Annotated in this window: 13 protein-coding genes; 11 read left to right on the plus strand and 2 right to left on the minus strand. The window is 66.5% G+C overall.

Features of this window, described 5'->3' with window-relative positions; translation table 11 throughout:
* Positions 1–152: 152 nt before the first annotated feature.
* Entirely contained in the window at positions 153–878 is a 726-nt protein-coding gene (locus tag GGI48_RS09160; RefSeq protein ID WP_179597925.1) for a tellurite resistance TerB family protein, read from the minus strand.
* 190 nt (positions 879–1,068) lie between these two features.
* On the opposite strand from GGI48_RS09160, the gene GGI48_RS09165 reads away from it, so the two are divergent.
* The 10 genes from GGI48_RS09165 to GGI48_RS09210 all read left to right on the plus strand — a co-directional run bounded on the left by GGI48_RS09165 (position 1,069) and on the right by GGI48_RS09210 (position 12,227).
* Positions 1,069–1,983, plus strand: a complete 915-nt coding sequence (locus GGI48_RS09165) for a LysR family transcriptional regulator (RefSeq protein ID WP_179597927.1) — start codon at positions 1,069–1,071, stop codon at positions 1,981–1,983.
* A gap of 107 nt (positions 1,984–2,090) precedes the next feature.
* Positions 2,091–3,581: a gamma-aminobutyraldehyde dehydrogenase gene (locus tag GGI48_RS09170; protein WP_179597929.1), complete on the plus strand. Its 1,491-nt coding sequence runs from the start codon at positions 2,091–2,093 to the stop codon at positions 3,579–3,581.
* Between the two features lie 89 nt (positions 3,582–3,670).
* Positions 3,671–4,822 carry a putative ABC transporter substrate-binding protein YdcS gene (gene ydcS / locus GGI48_RS09175; protein ID WP_179597930.1) on the plus strand — a complete coding sequence of 384 codons (1,152 nt, stop codon included), beginning with the start codon at positions 3,671–3,673 and terminating at the stop codon, positions 4,820–4,822.
* A 125-nt stretch (positions 4,823–4,947) separates the two neighbouring features.
* Entirely contained in the window at positions 4,948–5,985 is a 1,038-nt protein-coding gene (locus GGI48_RS09180) for an ABC transporter ATP-binding protein (RefSeq protein WP_016963989.1), read from the plus strand.
* A 1-nt stretch (position 5,986) separates the two neighbouring features.
* Entirely contained in the window at positions 5,987–6,931 is a 945-nt protein-coding gene (locus GGI48_RS09185) for an ABC transporter permease (protein WP_047301993.1), read from the plus strand.
* On the plus strand, positions 6,921–7,730 hold the full coding sequence (locus GGI48_RS09190) for an ABC transporter permease (protein ID WP_047301992.1): 810 nt from the start codon (positions 6,921–6,923) through the stop codon (positions 7,728–7,730). Before GGI48_RS09185 ends, GGI48_RS09190 begins: the two co-directional genes overlap by 11 nt.
* Before the next feature lie 39 nt (positions 7,731–7,769).
* A complete protein-coding gene (locus tag GGI48_RS09195) occupies positions 7,770–9,194 on the plus strand; it encodes a gamma-aminobutyraldehyde dehydrogenase (protein WP_179597932.1) in 1,425 nt (474 codons plus the stop codon).
* A gap of 198 nt (positions 9,195–9,392) precedes the next feature.
* Positions 9,393–9,803, plus strand: a complete 411-nt coding sequence (locus tag GGI48_RS09200) for a hypothetical protein (RefSeq protein WP_179597934.1) — start codon at positions 9,393–9,395, stop codon at positions 9,801–9,803.
* Positions 9,804–9,838: 35 nt separating this feature from the next.
* Positions 9,839–10,849: a hypothetical protein gene (locus GGI48_RS09205; RefSeq protein WP_260620642.1), complete on the plus strand. Its 1,011-nt coding sequence runs from the start codon at positions 9,839–9,841 to the stop codon at positions 10,847–10,849.
* A 184-nt stretch (positions 10,850–11,033) separates the two neighbouring features.
* Positions 11,034–12,227, plus strand: a complete 1,194-nt coding sequence (locus tag GGI48_RS09210) for a DUF418 domain-containing protein (protein ID WP_179597936.1) — start codon at positions 11,034–11,036, stop codon at positions 12,225–12,227.
* Here GGI48_RS09210 and GGI48_RS09215 read toward each other — a convergent pair.
* Positions 12,224–12,757, minus strand: coding sequence for a GNAT family N-acetyltransferase (locus GGI48_RS09215; RefSeq protein WP_179597938.1), 534 nt, complete (start codon positions 12,755–12,757; stop codon positions 12,224–12,226). The genes GGI48_RS09210 and GGI48_RS09215 overlap by 4 nt on opposite strands.
* A gap of 201 nt (positions 12,758–12,958) precedes the next feature.
* On the opposite strand from GGI48_RS09215, the gene GGI48_RS09220 reads away from it, so the two are divergent.
* Positions 12,959–14,578 carry a glucan biosynthesis protein D gene (locus GGI48_RS09220; protein WP_179597940.1) on the plus strand — a complete coding sequence of 540 codons (1,620 nt, stop codon included), beginning with the start codon at positions 12,959–12,961 and terminating at the stop codon, positions 14,576–14,578.
* The last annotated feature ends 80 nt before the right edge of the window (positions 14,579–14,658 follow it).

Below are 14,658 nucleotides of genomic sequence, written 5' to 3' on the forward strand. Positions count from 1 at the left end.
TACGGGTGGTTTAACGACACAGGCAGCACTTTGGGCAAATTTGCGCGCCCGCTCTGGCTCGCGGTTTAGCGGGCCTTTCTCGACCCGCAAGGCATATCGGCAAATCCCCCGGGCAGAACCGCCATCCATGGCCAAGGGAGCGGCCGCGAACGTCAGCCAGCGCTCTGGCGCACCTGGTTTTCCAGTTCGGCCTTGAGTCCCGCTGGCAGTTGCAGCTGGCGCGCCAGCTCATCCAGGTAGGCCTTCTCCATGAAGTGCTCTTCATCCACCAGCATCACGCTGGCCAGGTACATCTCGGCGGCCATTTCCGGGGTGCCGGCGGCGCGGGCCACGTCCGCCGGGTCCAGCGGCTTGTGCAACTCGCTGTGCAGCCACTGCTGCAGTTGCGGGTCGTTGTCGAGCTTGCGCAACTGGTCCTCGATCAGCGCCCGCTCGCGCTCGTCGACATGGCCGTCGGCCTTGGCAGCCGCCACCAGGGCCTTGAGGATCGCCTGGCTGTGCTGCTCGACCTGCTGCGCCGGCAACCGGTCGAGGGTCCGCGGCTCATGGCCCGGGGCCGCGCCCTGTTGCGCCTGCCAGTTGCCATAGGCCTTGTAGGCCAGCACGCCGAGGGCCGCGAGGCCACCATAGGTCAGGGCCTTGCCGCCGAACTTGCGGGCCTTCTTGTTGCCCAGCAGCAAGCCCATGGCCCCGGCGGCCAGGGCCCCGCCGCCAGCGCCGCCGAGCAATGCGCCAAGACCGCCGGACTTGCCCCCGAGCAAACCGCCAAGGCCGCCCTGCTGGGCCTTGCCGCGCTCGCCTGAGGCGCTGCCGGTCTGGTTCTGCAACAGTTCCTGGCCGGACCTGAGCAATTGATCGAGCAATCCACGGGTGTTCATCTGCCGCCTCCGCACAGTCAGTGTCATGTCGACACGTAAGGCCGCAAGCCTAGAGAGAAGTGCCGAGGGCCAGGGGACGATAGTGCTTCTGAATGTTGCTTTCGCCGGATCAGGGAAAGGTGCTAAACAAGGCATCGGTTTTACCAATACAGCGCCCAATACTTCTAAAAAGCCGCCCGGTAGCCCCGCCATGATGACCTTGCGCCAGATCCGTCACTTTATCGCCGTGGCCGAAACCGGCTCGATCTCCGCCGCCGCCCAGGCGGTGTTCATTTCCCAGTCGACCCTGACCCTGGCCATCCAGCAACTGGAGCAGGAAATCGGCGTCACCCTCTTCAACCGCCATGCCAAGGGCATGACCCTGACCCACCAGGGGCATCAGTTCCTGCGTCAGGCACACCTGATCCTGGCCACGGTGGACAACGCCAAGCGCAGCCTGCAACAGAACAGCGACCCGGTGGCCGGGCAGTTGACCGTGGGGGTGGCCAGCCTGGTGGCCGGCTATTACCTGGCCGACCTGCTGACCCGTTTCCAGCGCGCCTACCCCAATGTCGACATCCGCGTCATGGAGGACGAACGCCCCTATATCGAGCACCTGCTGGTCAGCGGCGAAATCGACGTCGGGGTGCTGATCCTGTCCAACCTCGAAGACCGCCACGCCCTGCAGACCGAAGTCCTGACCCACTCGCCGCACCGCCTCTGGCTGCCGCCCCGGCACCCCTTGCTGGAACACGACAGCATCAACCTGGCGGACGTGGCCCGGGAGCCGCTGATCCAGCTCAACGTCGACGAAATGGAACGCAACGCCCAGCGCCTGTGGAGCCTGGCCGGGCTGCAGCCACGGATCAGCCTGCGCACCGCCTCCACCGAAGCGGTGCGCAGCCTGGTGGCCGCCGGGCTCGGCCTGTCGATCCAGCCGGACATGACCTACCGTCCCTGGTCCCTGGAGGGCGACATCATCGAGGCCCGGCCCCTGGCCGATCTCAACCAGACCCTGGATGTCGGCCTGGCCTGGCGCCGGGGCACCGCGCGCCCGGCCCTGGTGGACCCCTTCCTCACCGTGGCCCGGGAGCAGCCTCCGGGCGGGCGCAAGCCATCTATTTAATCGAACGCCCCCTTGAGTATTAAGAATTTGTCGACCTCAGGCCCCGCCACTAGTCTCTGGGCATTCCCGACAAGAGCAGGCCGGGCCCTCACCCCCAGGGGAGCCCCATGGCCCTAGCAGAAAAGAGAACCCGCAAAATGGCTGGCCCACAGACTCCGCTGTGCACGGCGTTGCTGATCGATGGCGAACTGGTGAGCGGCCAGGGCCGGGTCGAGCCGATTCTCAACCCGGCCACCGGCGAGGTGCTGACGCAGATCGCCGAAGCCAGCAGCGAACAGGTGGAAAGCGCGATCCTCGCCGCCCACCGGGCGTTCGCCAGCTGGTCGCGGACCACCCCGCAGCAACGCGCGAACCTGCTCCTGGCGATTGCCGACAGCCTGGAAAAACAGGCCGACTACCTGGCCCGCCTGGAAGCCCTGAACTGCGGCAAGCCGCTGCACCTGGCGCGCCAGGACGACCTTGGCGCCAGCATCGACGTGTTCCGTTTCTTCGCCGGCGCGGTGCGCTGCCAGAACGGCCAGTTGAGCGGTGAGTACCTGCCGGGCTACACCAGCATGGTGCGCCGCGACCCCTTGGGCGTGGTGGCCTCGATCGCGCCCTGGAACTACCCGATCATGATGGCCGCCTGGAAGATCGCCCCGGCCCTGGCGGCGGGCAACACCCTGGTGTTCAAGCCCTCGGAACACACCCCGCTGTCGATCCTGGCCCTGGCCCCGAGCCTGGCGCAGTTGCTGCCCCGGGGCGTGATCAACATCGTCTGCGGTGGCGGCGAAGGGGTCGGCAGCCATCTGGTCAGCCATCCGAAAGTGCGCATGGTGTCCCTCACCGGCGACATAGTCACCGGCCAGAAAATCCTCCAGGCCGCGGCCAAAACCCTCAAGCGCACCCACCTGGAACTGGGGGGCAAGGCACCGGTGATCGTCTGCGACGATGCCGACCTGGAGGCCGTGGTCGAGGGCGTGCGCAGCTACGGCTACTACAACGCCGGCCAGGACTGTACCGCCGCTTGCCGGGTCTACGCCCAGGCCGGTATCCACGAGCGCCTGGTGGCCGAGCTGGGCAGCGCCGTCGGCAGCCTGCGCTTTGCCAGCAAGCGCGACGCCGACAACGAAATCGGTCCGCTGATCAGCACCCGCCAGCGCGACCGGGTGGCCAGCTTCGTCGAGCGCGCCCTGAGCCAGCCCCACATCGAACGCATCACCGGCGCGGCGGTGCACTCCGGCGCCGGCTTCTACTACCAGCCGACCCTGCTGGCCGGCTGTCGCCAGAACGACGAGATCGTCCAGCGCGAGGTGTTCGGCCCGGTGGTCACCGTTACCCGCTTCGAACAACTGGAGCAGGCGGTGGACTGGGCCAACGACTCGGAATACGGCCTGGCCTCCTCGGTCTGGACGCAAAACCTGGACAAGGCCATGCAAGTGGCGGCGCGCCTGCAATACGGCTGCACCTGGATCAACAGCCATTTCATGCTGGCCAGTGAAATGCCCCACGGCGGCCTCAAGCGCTCCGGCTACGGCAAGGACCTGTCCAGCGATTCACTGCAGGACTACAGCGTGGTGCGCCACATCATGGCGCGCCACGGCAACGAGCTGAAATAACACCACTACGCTAATAACAAGCCGTCCGCGGCCGCAGCACCCCATCGTCAACCACTGCCCCAATCCTAATAAAAGCAGAGGCAATCCCCATGTCCGCGCACAAGACCGCAATCCTCAGTGCTCTCACCACCGCCCTGCTGGCCAGCGCCAGCCTGCAAGCCGCCGAACCGCTCAAGGCCGTGGGTCCCGGCGAAGGCCAACTGGATATCGTCGCCTGGCCGGGGTACATCGAACGGGGCGAGAGCGACAAGAACTACGACTGGGTCACCGGCTTCGAGCAGGAAACCGGCTGCAAGGTCAACGTCAAGACCGCCGCCACCTCCGACGAGATGGTCAGCCTCATGGCCAAGGGCGGCTACGACCTGGTGACCGCTTCCGGCGACGCCTCCCTGCGATTGATCGCCGGCAAGCGGGTGCAACCGATCAACACCGCGCTGATCGCCAACTGGAAGAACCTCGACCCGCGCCTCAAGGACGGCCCCTGGTACGTGGTCGAGCAAAAGACCTACGGCACGCCCTACCAATGGGGCCCCAACGTGCTGATGTACAACACCCAGGTGTTCAAGCAGGCGCCCACCAGCTGGGACGTGGTGTTCAAGGCGCAGAACCTGCCGGACGGCAAGCCCAACAAAGGCCGCGTCCAGGCCTATGACGGGCCGATCTACATCGCCGACGCAGCGCTGTACCTGAAGAGCGCACGGCCGGAACTGGGGATCCAGAGCCCCTATGAACTGACCGAGGCCCAGTACCAGGCGGTGCTCGATCTACTGCGCGCCCAGCAACCGCTGATCCACCGCTACTGGCACGACACCACGGTGCAGATGAGCGACTTCAAGAACGAGGGCGTGGTGGCCTCCAGCGCCTGGCCCTATCAGGTCAATGGCCTGGTCAACGAGAAACAGCCGATTGCCTCGACCATTCCCAAGGAAGGCGCCACCGGCTGGGCCGACACCACCATGCTGCACGCCGAGGCCAAGCACCCCAACTGCGCCTACAAATGGATGGACTGGTCGCTCAAGCCCAAGGTCCAGGGCGATGTCGCGGCCTGGTTCGGTTCGTTGCCGGCGGTGCCAGCGGCCTGCAAAGAGAGCGAGCTGCTGGGGGCCGAGGGTTGCAAGACCAACGGTTTCGACCAGTTCGACAAGATCGCCTTCTGGAAAACCCCGCAGGCCGAGGGCGGCAAGTTCGTGCCCTACAGCCGCTGGACCCAGGACTACATCGCGATCATGGGCGGTCGTTAAGCGCCTGCGCCAGCAAACCGGCTCCTGAACCCATCCCCAGGAGCCGGCTTGCCGGTGCCCCCCGCCCATCGAGCAAGACCCAGGCAACGCCTGCGACAGGCAGCGCCTTTTCGGAGCAGTGCACCATGACCCTTGCAGTCCAGTTCACCCAGGTTTCCCGTCAGTTCGGCGAGGTCAAGGCCGTCGATCGGGTGTCCATCGATATCCACGACGGTGAATTCTTCTCCATGCTCGGCCCGTCCGGTTCGGGCAAGACCACCTGCCTGCGGCTGATTGCCGGCTTCGAGCAGCCCAGCGCCGGTTCGATCCGCATCCACGGCGCCGAGGCCGCGGGCTTGCCGCCCTATCAACGGGACGTCAACACGGTGTTCCAGGACTACGCACTGTTCCCCCACATGAACGTGCGGGACAACGTCGCCTACGGCCTGAAGGTCAAGGGCGTGGCCCGCCACGAACGCCTGGAGCGCGCCGAGGCGGCCCTGGAGATGGTGGCCCTGGGCGGCTATGGCGAGCGCAAGCCGGCGCAACTGTCCGGTGGCCAGCGCCAGCGGGTGGCCCTGGCCCGGGCCCTGGTCAACCGGCCACGGGTATTGCTGCTGGACGAACCCCTGGGGGCCCTGGACCTGAAACTGCGGGAGCAGATGCAGGGCGAACTGAAGAAGCTCCAGCGCCAGCTGGGCATCACTTTCATCTTCGTCACCCACGATCAGACCGAGGCCCTGTCGATGTCCGACCGGGTGGCGGTATTCAACAAGGGCCGCATTGAGCAGGTGGACAGCCCGCGCAACCTGTACATGAAACCCGCCACCTCCTTCGTCGCCGAGTTCGTCGGCACCTCCAACGTGATTCGCGGCGAGCTGGCGCAACAGCTCAGCGGCAGCCCGCAGCCCTTCTCCATCCGCCCGGAACACGTGCGTTTTGCCCAAGGCCCGCTGGCGGCCTCGGAGATCGAAATCAGCGGCCTGCTCCACGATATCCAGTACCAGGGCAGCGCCACCCGCTTCGAAGTGAAACTGGACAACGGCCAGACCCTGAACATCAGCCAGGCCAACAACCAGTGGCAGGACACCGGCAGCAGCCACTGCACCGGACAACGCATCAGCGCCCGCTGGGCCCGGGAGGCGATGATCCCGCTGACCGACAGCGTGACGGACGAGGTCTGAAATGAGCACCCAGGCCCTCGTCCAAGGCAGCGGCGACTCGCTCCTGCGGCGCTTGTCCAACCTGCTGTACCGGCGCCCCAACCTGTACCTGACGCTGCTGCTGGTGCCGCCGCTGATCTGGTTCGGCGCGATCTACCTCGGCTCCCTGCTGACCCTGCTGTGGCAGGGTTTCTACACCTTCGACGACTTCACCATGGCGGTCACCCCGGAGCTGACCCTGGGCAACTTCGCCGCGCTGCTGCAGCCGTCGAACGCCGACATCATCCTGCGCACCCTGGGCATGGCCGTGGCGGTGTCCATCGCCAGCGCCATCGTCGCCTTTCCCATCGCCTACTACATGGCCCGCTACACCAGCGGCAAGACCAAGGCGTTCTTCTACATCGCGGTGATGCTGCCGATGTGGGCCAGCTACATCGTCAAGGCCTATGCCTGGACCCTGCTGCTGGCCAAGGGCGGCGTGGCCCAGTGGTTCATCCAGCACCTGGGGCTGGAGGCGCCGCTGCAATGGCTGCTGGGCGTTCCCGGGGTCGGCGGCAGCACCTTGTCGACCTCGCACCTGGGGCGCTTCCTGGTGTTCGTCTACATCTGGCTGCCGTTCATGATCCTGCCGATCCAGGCGTCCCTGGAGCGCCTGCCGCCCTCGCTGCTGCAGGCCTCGGCGGACCTCGGGGCGACGCCGCGCCAGACCTTCATGCTGGTGATCCTGCCGCTGGCGGTGCCGGGCATCGCCGCCGGCTCGATCTTCACCTTCTCCCTGACCCTGGGGGACTTCATCGTGCCGCAACTGGTGGGCCCGCCGGGCTACTTCGTCGGCAGCATGGTCTACGCCCAGCAAGGCGCCATCGGCAACCTGCCGATGGCCGCCGCCTTCACCCTGGTGCCCATCGTGCTGATCGCCATCTACCTGTCCATCGTCAAACGCCTGGGGGCCTTCGATGCACTCTGAACAAGCATCCCTGGGCCTGCGCCTGGCGGCCTGGGGCGGGCTGGTGTTCCTGCACTTCCCGATCCTGATCATCTTCCTCTATGCCTTCAACACCGAAGACGCGGCCTTCAGCTTTCCGCCCCGGGGCCTGACCCTGAAGTGGTTCAGCGTGGCCTTCAGCCGCCCCGACGTGCTGGACGCCATCCAGCTGTCGCTGCAGATCGCCGCCATCGCCACCCTGATCGCCCTGGTCCTCGGCACCCTGGCGTCGGCGGCCCTGTACCGCCGCGAGTTCTTCGGCAAGCAGGGCATCTCGCTGATGCTGATCCTGCCCATCGCCCTGCCGGGCATCATCACCGGCATCGCCCTGCTGGCGACCTTCAAGACCCTGGGCATCGAGCCGGGCCTGTTCACCATCGTCGTCGGCCACGCCACCTTCTGCGTGGTGATCGTCCACAACAACGTGATCGCCCGGCTGCGGCGCACCTCCCACAGCCTGATCGAAGCCTCCATGGACTTGGGCGCCGACGGCTGGCAGACCTTCCGCTACATCATCCTGCCCAACCTCGGTTCGGCCTTGCTGGCCGGGGGCATGCTGGCGTTCGCCCTGTCGTTCGATGAAATCATCGTCACCACCTTCACCGCCGGCCATGAACGCACCCTGCCGCTGTGGCTGCTCAACCAGTTGAGCCGGCCCCGGGACGTGCCGGTGACCAACGTGGTGGCCATGCTGGTGATGCTGGTGACCATGCTGCCGATCCTCGGCGCCTACTACCTGACCCGTGGCGGCGAGAGCGTGGCCGGCAGCGGCGGCAAATGATCCGCGTCCCTACCCCAAGCGCCAAGAAAGGAGATGAACATGCAGACCAAATTGCTGATCAACGGCCAACTGGTGGCCGGCGAGGGGCCGGCCCAGCCGGTGTACAACCCGGCCCTGGGCCGCGTGCTGGTTGAGATCAACGAGGCCAGCCAGGCCCAGGTGGACGCTGCGGTGCAGGCCGCCGACAGCGCCTTCGCCAGCTGGTCGCAGACCCCGCCCAAGGACCGCTCGCTGCTGTTGCTCAAGCTCGCCGACACCATCGAGGCCCACGGCGCCGAACTGGCCAGGCTGGAATCGGACAACTGCGGCAAGCCCCTGAGCGCAGCCCTGAATGACGAGATCCCGGCGATCGCCGACGTGTTCCGCTTCTTCGCCGGCGCCAGCCGCTGCCTGGGCGGCTCGGCGGCCGGGGAATACCTGCCCGGGCACACCTCGATGATCCGCCGCGACCCGGTGGGGGTGATCGCCTCCATCGCCCCCTGGAACTACCCGCTGATGATGGTCGCCTGGAAGATCGCCCCGGCCCTGGCCGCCGGCAACACCGTGGTGCTCAAGCCCTCGGAACAGACCCCGCTGACCGCCCTGCGCCTGGCCCAGCTGGCCAGCGAGATTTTCCCGGCCGGCGTGCTCAACCTGGTGTTCGGCCGTGGCCCGAGCGTCGGCCAGCCGCTGGTGAGCCATCCCAAGGTCCGCATGGTGTCGCTCACCGGTTCGATCGCCACCGGCGCGAACATCATTTCCAGCACCGCCGACAGCGTCAAGCGCATGCACATGGAACTGGGGGGCAAGGCCCCAGTGATCATCTTCGACGACGCCGATATCGACGCCGCGGTGGAAGGCATCCGCGCCTTCGGCTTCTACAACGCCGGCCAGGATTGCACCGCCGCTTGCCGGATCTACGTGCAGGACGGGGTCTACGAGCGCTTCGTCGAGCAGCTCGGCGCCGCCGTCGGCAGCATCCGCCACGGCCTGCAGGACGACCCGGCGACCGAGCTGGGGCCACTGATCACCGCCGCGCATCGCGAGCGCGTGGCCGGCTTTGTCGAGCGCGCCCTTGCCCAGCCGCACATACGCCTGGTCACCGGGGGCAAGGCGGTGCCGGGAGACGGCTACTTCTTCGAACCCACGGTGCTGGCCGACGCCCGGCAGGATGACGAGATCGTGCGCCGCGAAGTCTTCGGCCCGGTGGTGTCGGTGACCCGCTTCCAGGATGAAGCCCAGGTCCTGGGATGGGCCAACGACTCGGACTACGGCCTGGCCTCCTCGATGTGGACCGCCGACGTCGGCCGCGCCCATCGCTTGTCGGCACGCCTGCAATACGGCTGCACCTGGGTCAACACCCACTTCATGCTGGTCAGCGAAATGCCCCACGGCGGCCAGAAACTCTCCGGCTACGGCAAGGACATGTCCCTGTATGGCCTGGAGGACTACACCACGGTGCGTCACGTCATGTTCAAGCACTGACCGCCCCTCGCCACCGGCAGGCGCTGGCTGACCAGCGCCTGCAGATCGGTCCTGCGCTGCCAGACTGGATAAGCGCCCCCAGTTGCGGCACTATCCGCCGCCTGAAAACCCCGCTACCCGCGACCGCAATCGCCGAACGCCTTCAGGCAGCAAGGATGCGCCCATGCCCCGCCCCGCCACCGCCCGCAAGTGCCGTCCATGAGCCTGGACGCCACCAGCCGCTATCACCTGCTGCGCATCTGCACCAGCCTGGTGCCGCTGGCGCTGCCGGCGCCGCTGTTCTATCTGGCGCATGTCTGGGGCGTACCGCTGTATCGCAGCCACTTCGGCGCCCTGGCCAAGGGCTTTGGCCTGGGCGTGATGGTGGATCTACTGTTTTATCTGCTGATCATCGTCAGCGTGCTGGTGGCCCTGGTGCCCAACCTCAAGGCCAAGCTGGGCCTGGTCGGCGCCCTGGTGCTGTTCAGCGCCTGGGCGATGTTTCCCGACCATCCGATCCGCGGCTACGTCTATTGCCTGCTGATGAGCGTGCCACCGCTACTGGCGATCGCTCTGGCGCAGTGGCTGTGCCGCCGCTTCGTGCCCGCGCCGGCCCCGGACACCCCATGAACGCCGCTCCGTTTCCCAACTCAACGAGTTCGCCGATGCCCGCCCTTCGTCATCTGTTGCGCCCACTGTGCGCCGCCCTGTTGCTCGGTGCTGCCGCTCAAGTGGCCCAGGCTGCTGCCCCCGCCTGCCCGTCCAGCGACCTGCCGACCTTCCTCCAGGCCTTTGCCAGCAGCCCGCAGCTGCAGCAGGCGTTCACCGATTCGCCGCTGATCGAACAGCGCCCGGGCCGTGACGAATACGGACGCGAGATCACCACCCGGCACAAGCTGACAGGCGATACCCGACACCTGCTGACCCTGCTCGATCCGAAGGCCCAGGCCCGGGCCGGACTGCAATCCTTCTGGGAGAGCCAGACCCTGGTGGTGCATGACCCGCAGGGCGACGTGCTCCAGGCCTTCGTCTTTCAACAGGGCGCCTGCTGGCAACTGGTGCGGGTCGAGCAGTGGTCCATGGACGGCCTGCTCGACCAGGATGCCCCGGCCAATGAAACCGCCCTGCAGCGGCAGATGCGCAAGGCCGATCTGTTCCTGGGCTACGGTGGTCGGGAGCAGTACCTGTTGACCAAGTACTTCTTCGAGCTGGGCCAGCAGCTTCTGCTGGACGCCGCCCGGCATGGCTCGGCCAAGGCGGCCGTGCAGGCAGTGAGCCTGGGCTACTCGGGCATGGCCCCGGCGCTCAAGCCCGGGGAACCGGAAGAATTGCTGCTGCCTTACGCGGCGACCGATGCCGAGGCGGCGTTGATGCTGTCGATGTACTACTGCGATCCGCTCGGCGATGGCTCGGTCAATGAATGCCAGCAACCACGCAAGTCCGAAGAGCTGGTACTGCGCACTGCCCGGGAACTGGACTCGGCCGACGCCTACTACTACCTGGGCAGCGGCTACGCCGAGGGCAAGTGGGGCACCACCGATGGCCCCCGGGCCCTGGCCTGCTACCGGGAAGCGATCAAGCGCGGCGACCTGAACAGCCTCCGGCCCCTGACCTGGTGGACGAAAAAAGGCGAAACGCCCGCCGCCGGAGCCCAGTGCCTGCCGGCGCAGAGCTGAACCCGGAGCGGCGTGCCAGCCCTGGGGCGGACAGGGCGGCGCAGGCCCATTGACTTTTTTTCACAAGAGTTTGATTGCCCCCTCGCCGCCTGATCGCGTTAATTGAGCCCTCACTCCTTTAACCGACAGGCCAGCCCATGCCCCTCGTCCCCCTGCAACACGCCCTGTTGACCGGGTCCCGAAAATGAACGCGCCATTGCCGCGCCAGGTGGCGCGCCTGCAGCAGGTGGACGCCCTGCGCGGCTTCGCGCTACTGGGCATCCTGGCGGTGAACATCTGGTCGTTCGCCGATCCCTACTACGCCTCGCCGGTCAGCAACCCGGCCTACGCCAGCGACCTCGACCACCTGATCCGCTGGCTGGTGTCGGTGCTGTTCGAGGCCAAGTTCTACCTGCTGTTCTCCTTCCTGTTCGGCTACAGCTTCACCCTGCAGATGGCCTCAGCCGAGCGGGCGGGCGAACCTTTCGTGCCGCGCATGCTGCGTCGGCAGCTGGCCTTGCTGGCCATCGGCCTGGTGCATGGTGCGCTGTTGTTCTATGGCGAGATCCTCACCCTGTACGCCTTGCTGGGCCTGGTGCTGCTGGCCTTGCGCGGGCTGACGGCACGGGTCGCGGCCATCCTGGCGATCCTGTTGATCGGCACCACGGCGCTGCTGATTCTGCTGTTCGGCATCGAGCTGCTGAACGCCGGCCTCTCTACCGGGGCCGCCGACGGCCAGCCGCTGCTCAAGGAGCGGGCCCTGGGCGCCGATGCGCTGGACACCCTCAGCTACAACGCGGCGCATTTGCTGGAAACCGCCTCGGCCCTGTGGCTGCTGCAAGGGCCCAGCACCCTGGCGATGTTCCTCCTGGGTTATGTGGCCGGACGAAAAGGCCTGCTGGTGGCGCCCGAACGCTTTGCCACGCGGGTGCCCCGGCTGCTGGCCCTGACCCTGCCCATCGGTCTGGGGGGCGCCCTGCTCTACGGTTACTGCAGCGCCTACGCACCCGGTGGCGGCCTGGAAGTCATCGGCTACGGCATCAGCCAGATCAGCGCACCGCTGCTCTCGGCCAGCTACGCCATGCTGCTGCTCCGGGCCTTCGACTCGCCTCTGGGCCAGCGCCTGTGCCAATGCCTGGCGCCACTGGGGCGCATGTCATTGAGCAACTACCTGCTGCAATCGCTGATCCTCTGCCTGCTGTTCACCGGCTACGGACTGGGGCTGATCAACCACCTGTCGCCGCTGTGGATTCCCCTGCTGGTGATCGCCATCTACCTGTTGCAGATGCAACTCAGCGCCCTATGGCTGCGCACTCATCAGTACGGCCCTTGCGAGTGGCTGTTGCGGGCGGTGACCCTCGGTGCCTGGCCGCACTGGCGCAAGCGCGCGCCGGCTTAAACCAGCCGCAGACAGAGGTGGATATCCTCGGGCTCCAGGCGCAGCAGCTCCGGGTCCGGGACGGCCAGCAGCTCACAGCCCAGGCCAGTATAAAAATCCACGGTGTGCCGCGACGGCGTGGCCGACACGTACAGGCCCTGGGCGCCCATGGCCAGGGCCTGCTCCCGGGCCAGGGCGAACAGCTGGCGGCCCAGGCCAAGGCCGCGATAAGCCTGGCTCACATGGAGGAATTTCAACTGCCGCAAATCCAGCCCGGCGCACTCGATCGCCAGGCAATCGACCACCGCTGCCGCCACCAAGACCTCACCGTCGAAGCCCCCATGCAACCAGCCGCCACGCTGGTAACACTGCTGCAAGATCAGCGCGTCATGCTCGGCCTCGCCCTCCGGCCACCCCGTCACCACCTCGTGCTGGGCATAGCCGATCAGACGGCCAGCCTGCACCCGGTAGAAGCCGTCGATGACTTCGGCGCGGTCGATCCATTTGAGCTGCGGGATATCGTTTGCGGTAAGGGCACGCAGGTGCAACATGAGGCCGGTTCCTGAGGCGATTCAAGTGGTTACCAATGGACACAAGCTAAGCATTTTTCTGCCCGGGGCGAACCGTTTATTCTACCGACCCTCTATTTATCGTCCGCTGCGTCTGGCCAATGGCATGGCCGGACCTCACCTTGCGATCCCCCCAGTCAGCCAGGAGCGGCTGACGATCCCAGCCCCCCACAAGGTTCATCTATGCACCGCAGGCACCTCCTCAAAGCTTCCATGGCCCTGGCGGCCTACACCGGCCTCTCGGCCAGCGGGCTGCTGGCCGCCCGAGCCTGGGCCGGCGCCGCTGATGGCGAGGCCCAGGCCTTCGATTTCGAGCGCCTCAAGGCCCAGGCCAAGCAATTGGCCGCCAAGCAATACCTGGACACCAAGCAGGTGCTGCCACCGACCCTGGCGCAGATGACGCCGCAGCAATTCAACGCCATCCAGTACGACAGCCGGCACTCGCTGTGGAATGACCTGAACGGCCAGCTGGACGTGCAGTTCTTCCACGTCGGCATGGGCTTCAAGCAGCCGGTGCGCATGCACAGCGTCGACCCCAAGACCCGCCTGGCCCGGGAGGTGCACTTTCGCCCGTCGCTGTTCAACTACCAGAACACCAGCGTCGACACTGCCCAGCTCAAGGGCGACCTGGGCTTTGCCGGGTTCAAGCTGTTCAAGGCCCCGGAGCTGGACAAGCACGACGTGGTGTCCTTCCTCGGCGCCAGCTACTTCCGGGCGGTGGACGCCACCGGCCAGTACGGCCTCTCGGCCCGGGGCCTGGCCATCGACACCTACGCCAAGCGCCGCGAGGAATTCCCCGACTTCACCCAGTTCTGGTTCGAGACCCCGGACAAGGACAGCACCCGTTTCGTGGTCTACGCCCTGCTGGATTCGCCGAGCGCCACCGGTGCCTACCGCTTCGACATCGACTGCCAGGCCGAGCGCGTGGTGATGGAGATCGACGCCCACATCAACGCCCGCACCGCCATCGAACAACTGGGTATCGCACCGATGACCAGCATGTTCAGCTGCGGCACCCATGAACGGCGCATGTGCGACACCATCCACCCACAGATCCACGACTCCGACCGCCTGGCCATGTGGCGCGGCAATGGCGAATGGATCTGCCGCCCGCTGAACAACCCGGCGACCCTGCAATTCAACGCCTTCGCCGACACCAACCCGAAAGGCTTCGGCCTGGTGCAGACCGACCATGAATTCGCCAGCTACCAGGACACCGTGGACTGGTACAGCCGCCGCCCGAGCCTGTGGGTCGAGCCCACCACCGCCTGGGGCGAAGGCAGCATCGACCTGCTGGAAATCCCCACCACCGGCGAAACCATGGACAACATCGTGGCCTTCTGGACCCCGAAACAACCCGTGGCCGCCGGCGACTCCCTGAACTACGGCTACAAGCTCTACTGGAGCGCCCTGCCGCCGGTGGGCACGCCGTTGGCGCGAGTGCATGCCACCCGCTCCGGCATGGGCGGCTTCGTCGAGGGCTGGGCCCCGGGCGAGCATTACCCGCCAGTCTGGGCCCGACGCTTTGCCGTGGACTTCACCGGCGGCGGCCTCGACCGCCTGCCCGCCGGCACCGGCATCGAGCCGGTGGTCACCGCTTCCAACGGCGAGGTCAAGGACTTCAGCATCCTGGTACTGGACGAGATCAAGGGCTACCGCATCCTCTTCGACTGGTACCCAACCAACGACAGCGTCGATCCGGTGGAACTGCGGCTGTTCATCCGCACCCACGATCGCACCCTGAGCGAAACCTGGCTGTACCAGTACTTCCCACCGGCGCCGGACAAGCGCAAATACCCCTGATCCAGGCCTGAGGGGCCAACCGCTGATCGTGGCGAGGGAGCTTGCTCCCGCTGGGGCGACCTGTCGCCCCCCATGACCAC

Source organism: Pseudomonas protegens (genome assembly GCF_013407925.2).
GTDB classification, from domain to species: Bacteria; Pseudomonadota; Gammaproteobacteria; order Pseudomonadales; family Pseudomonadaceae; genus Aquipseudomonas; species Aquipseudomonas fluorescens_AP.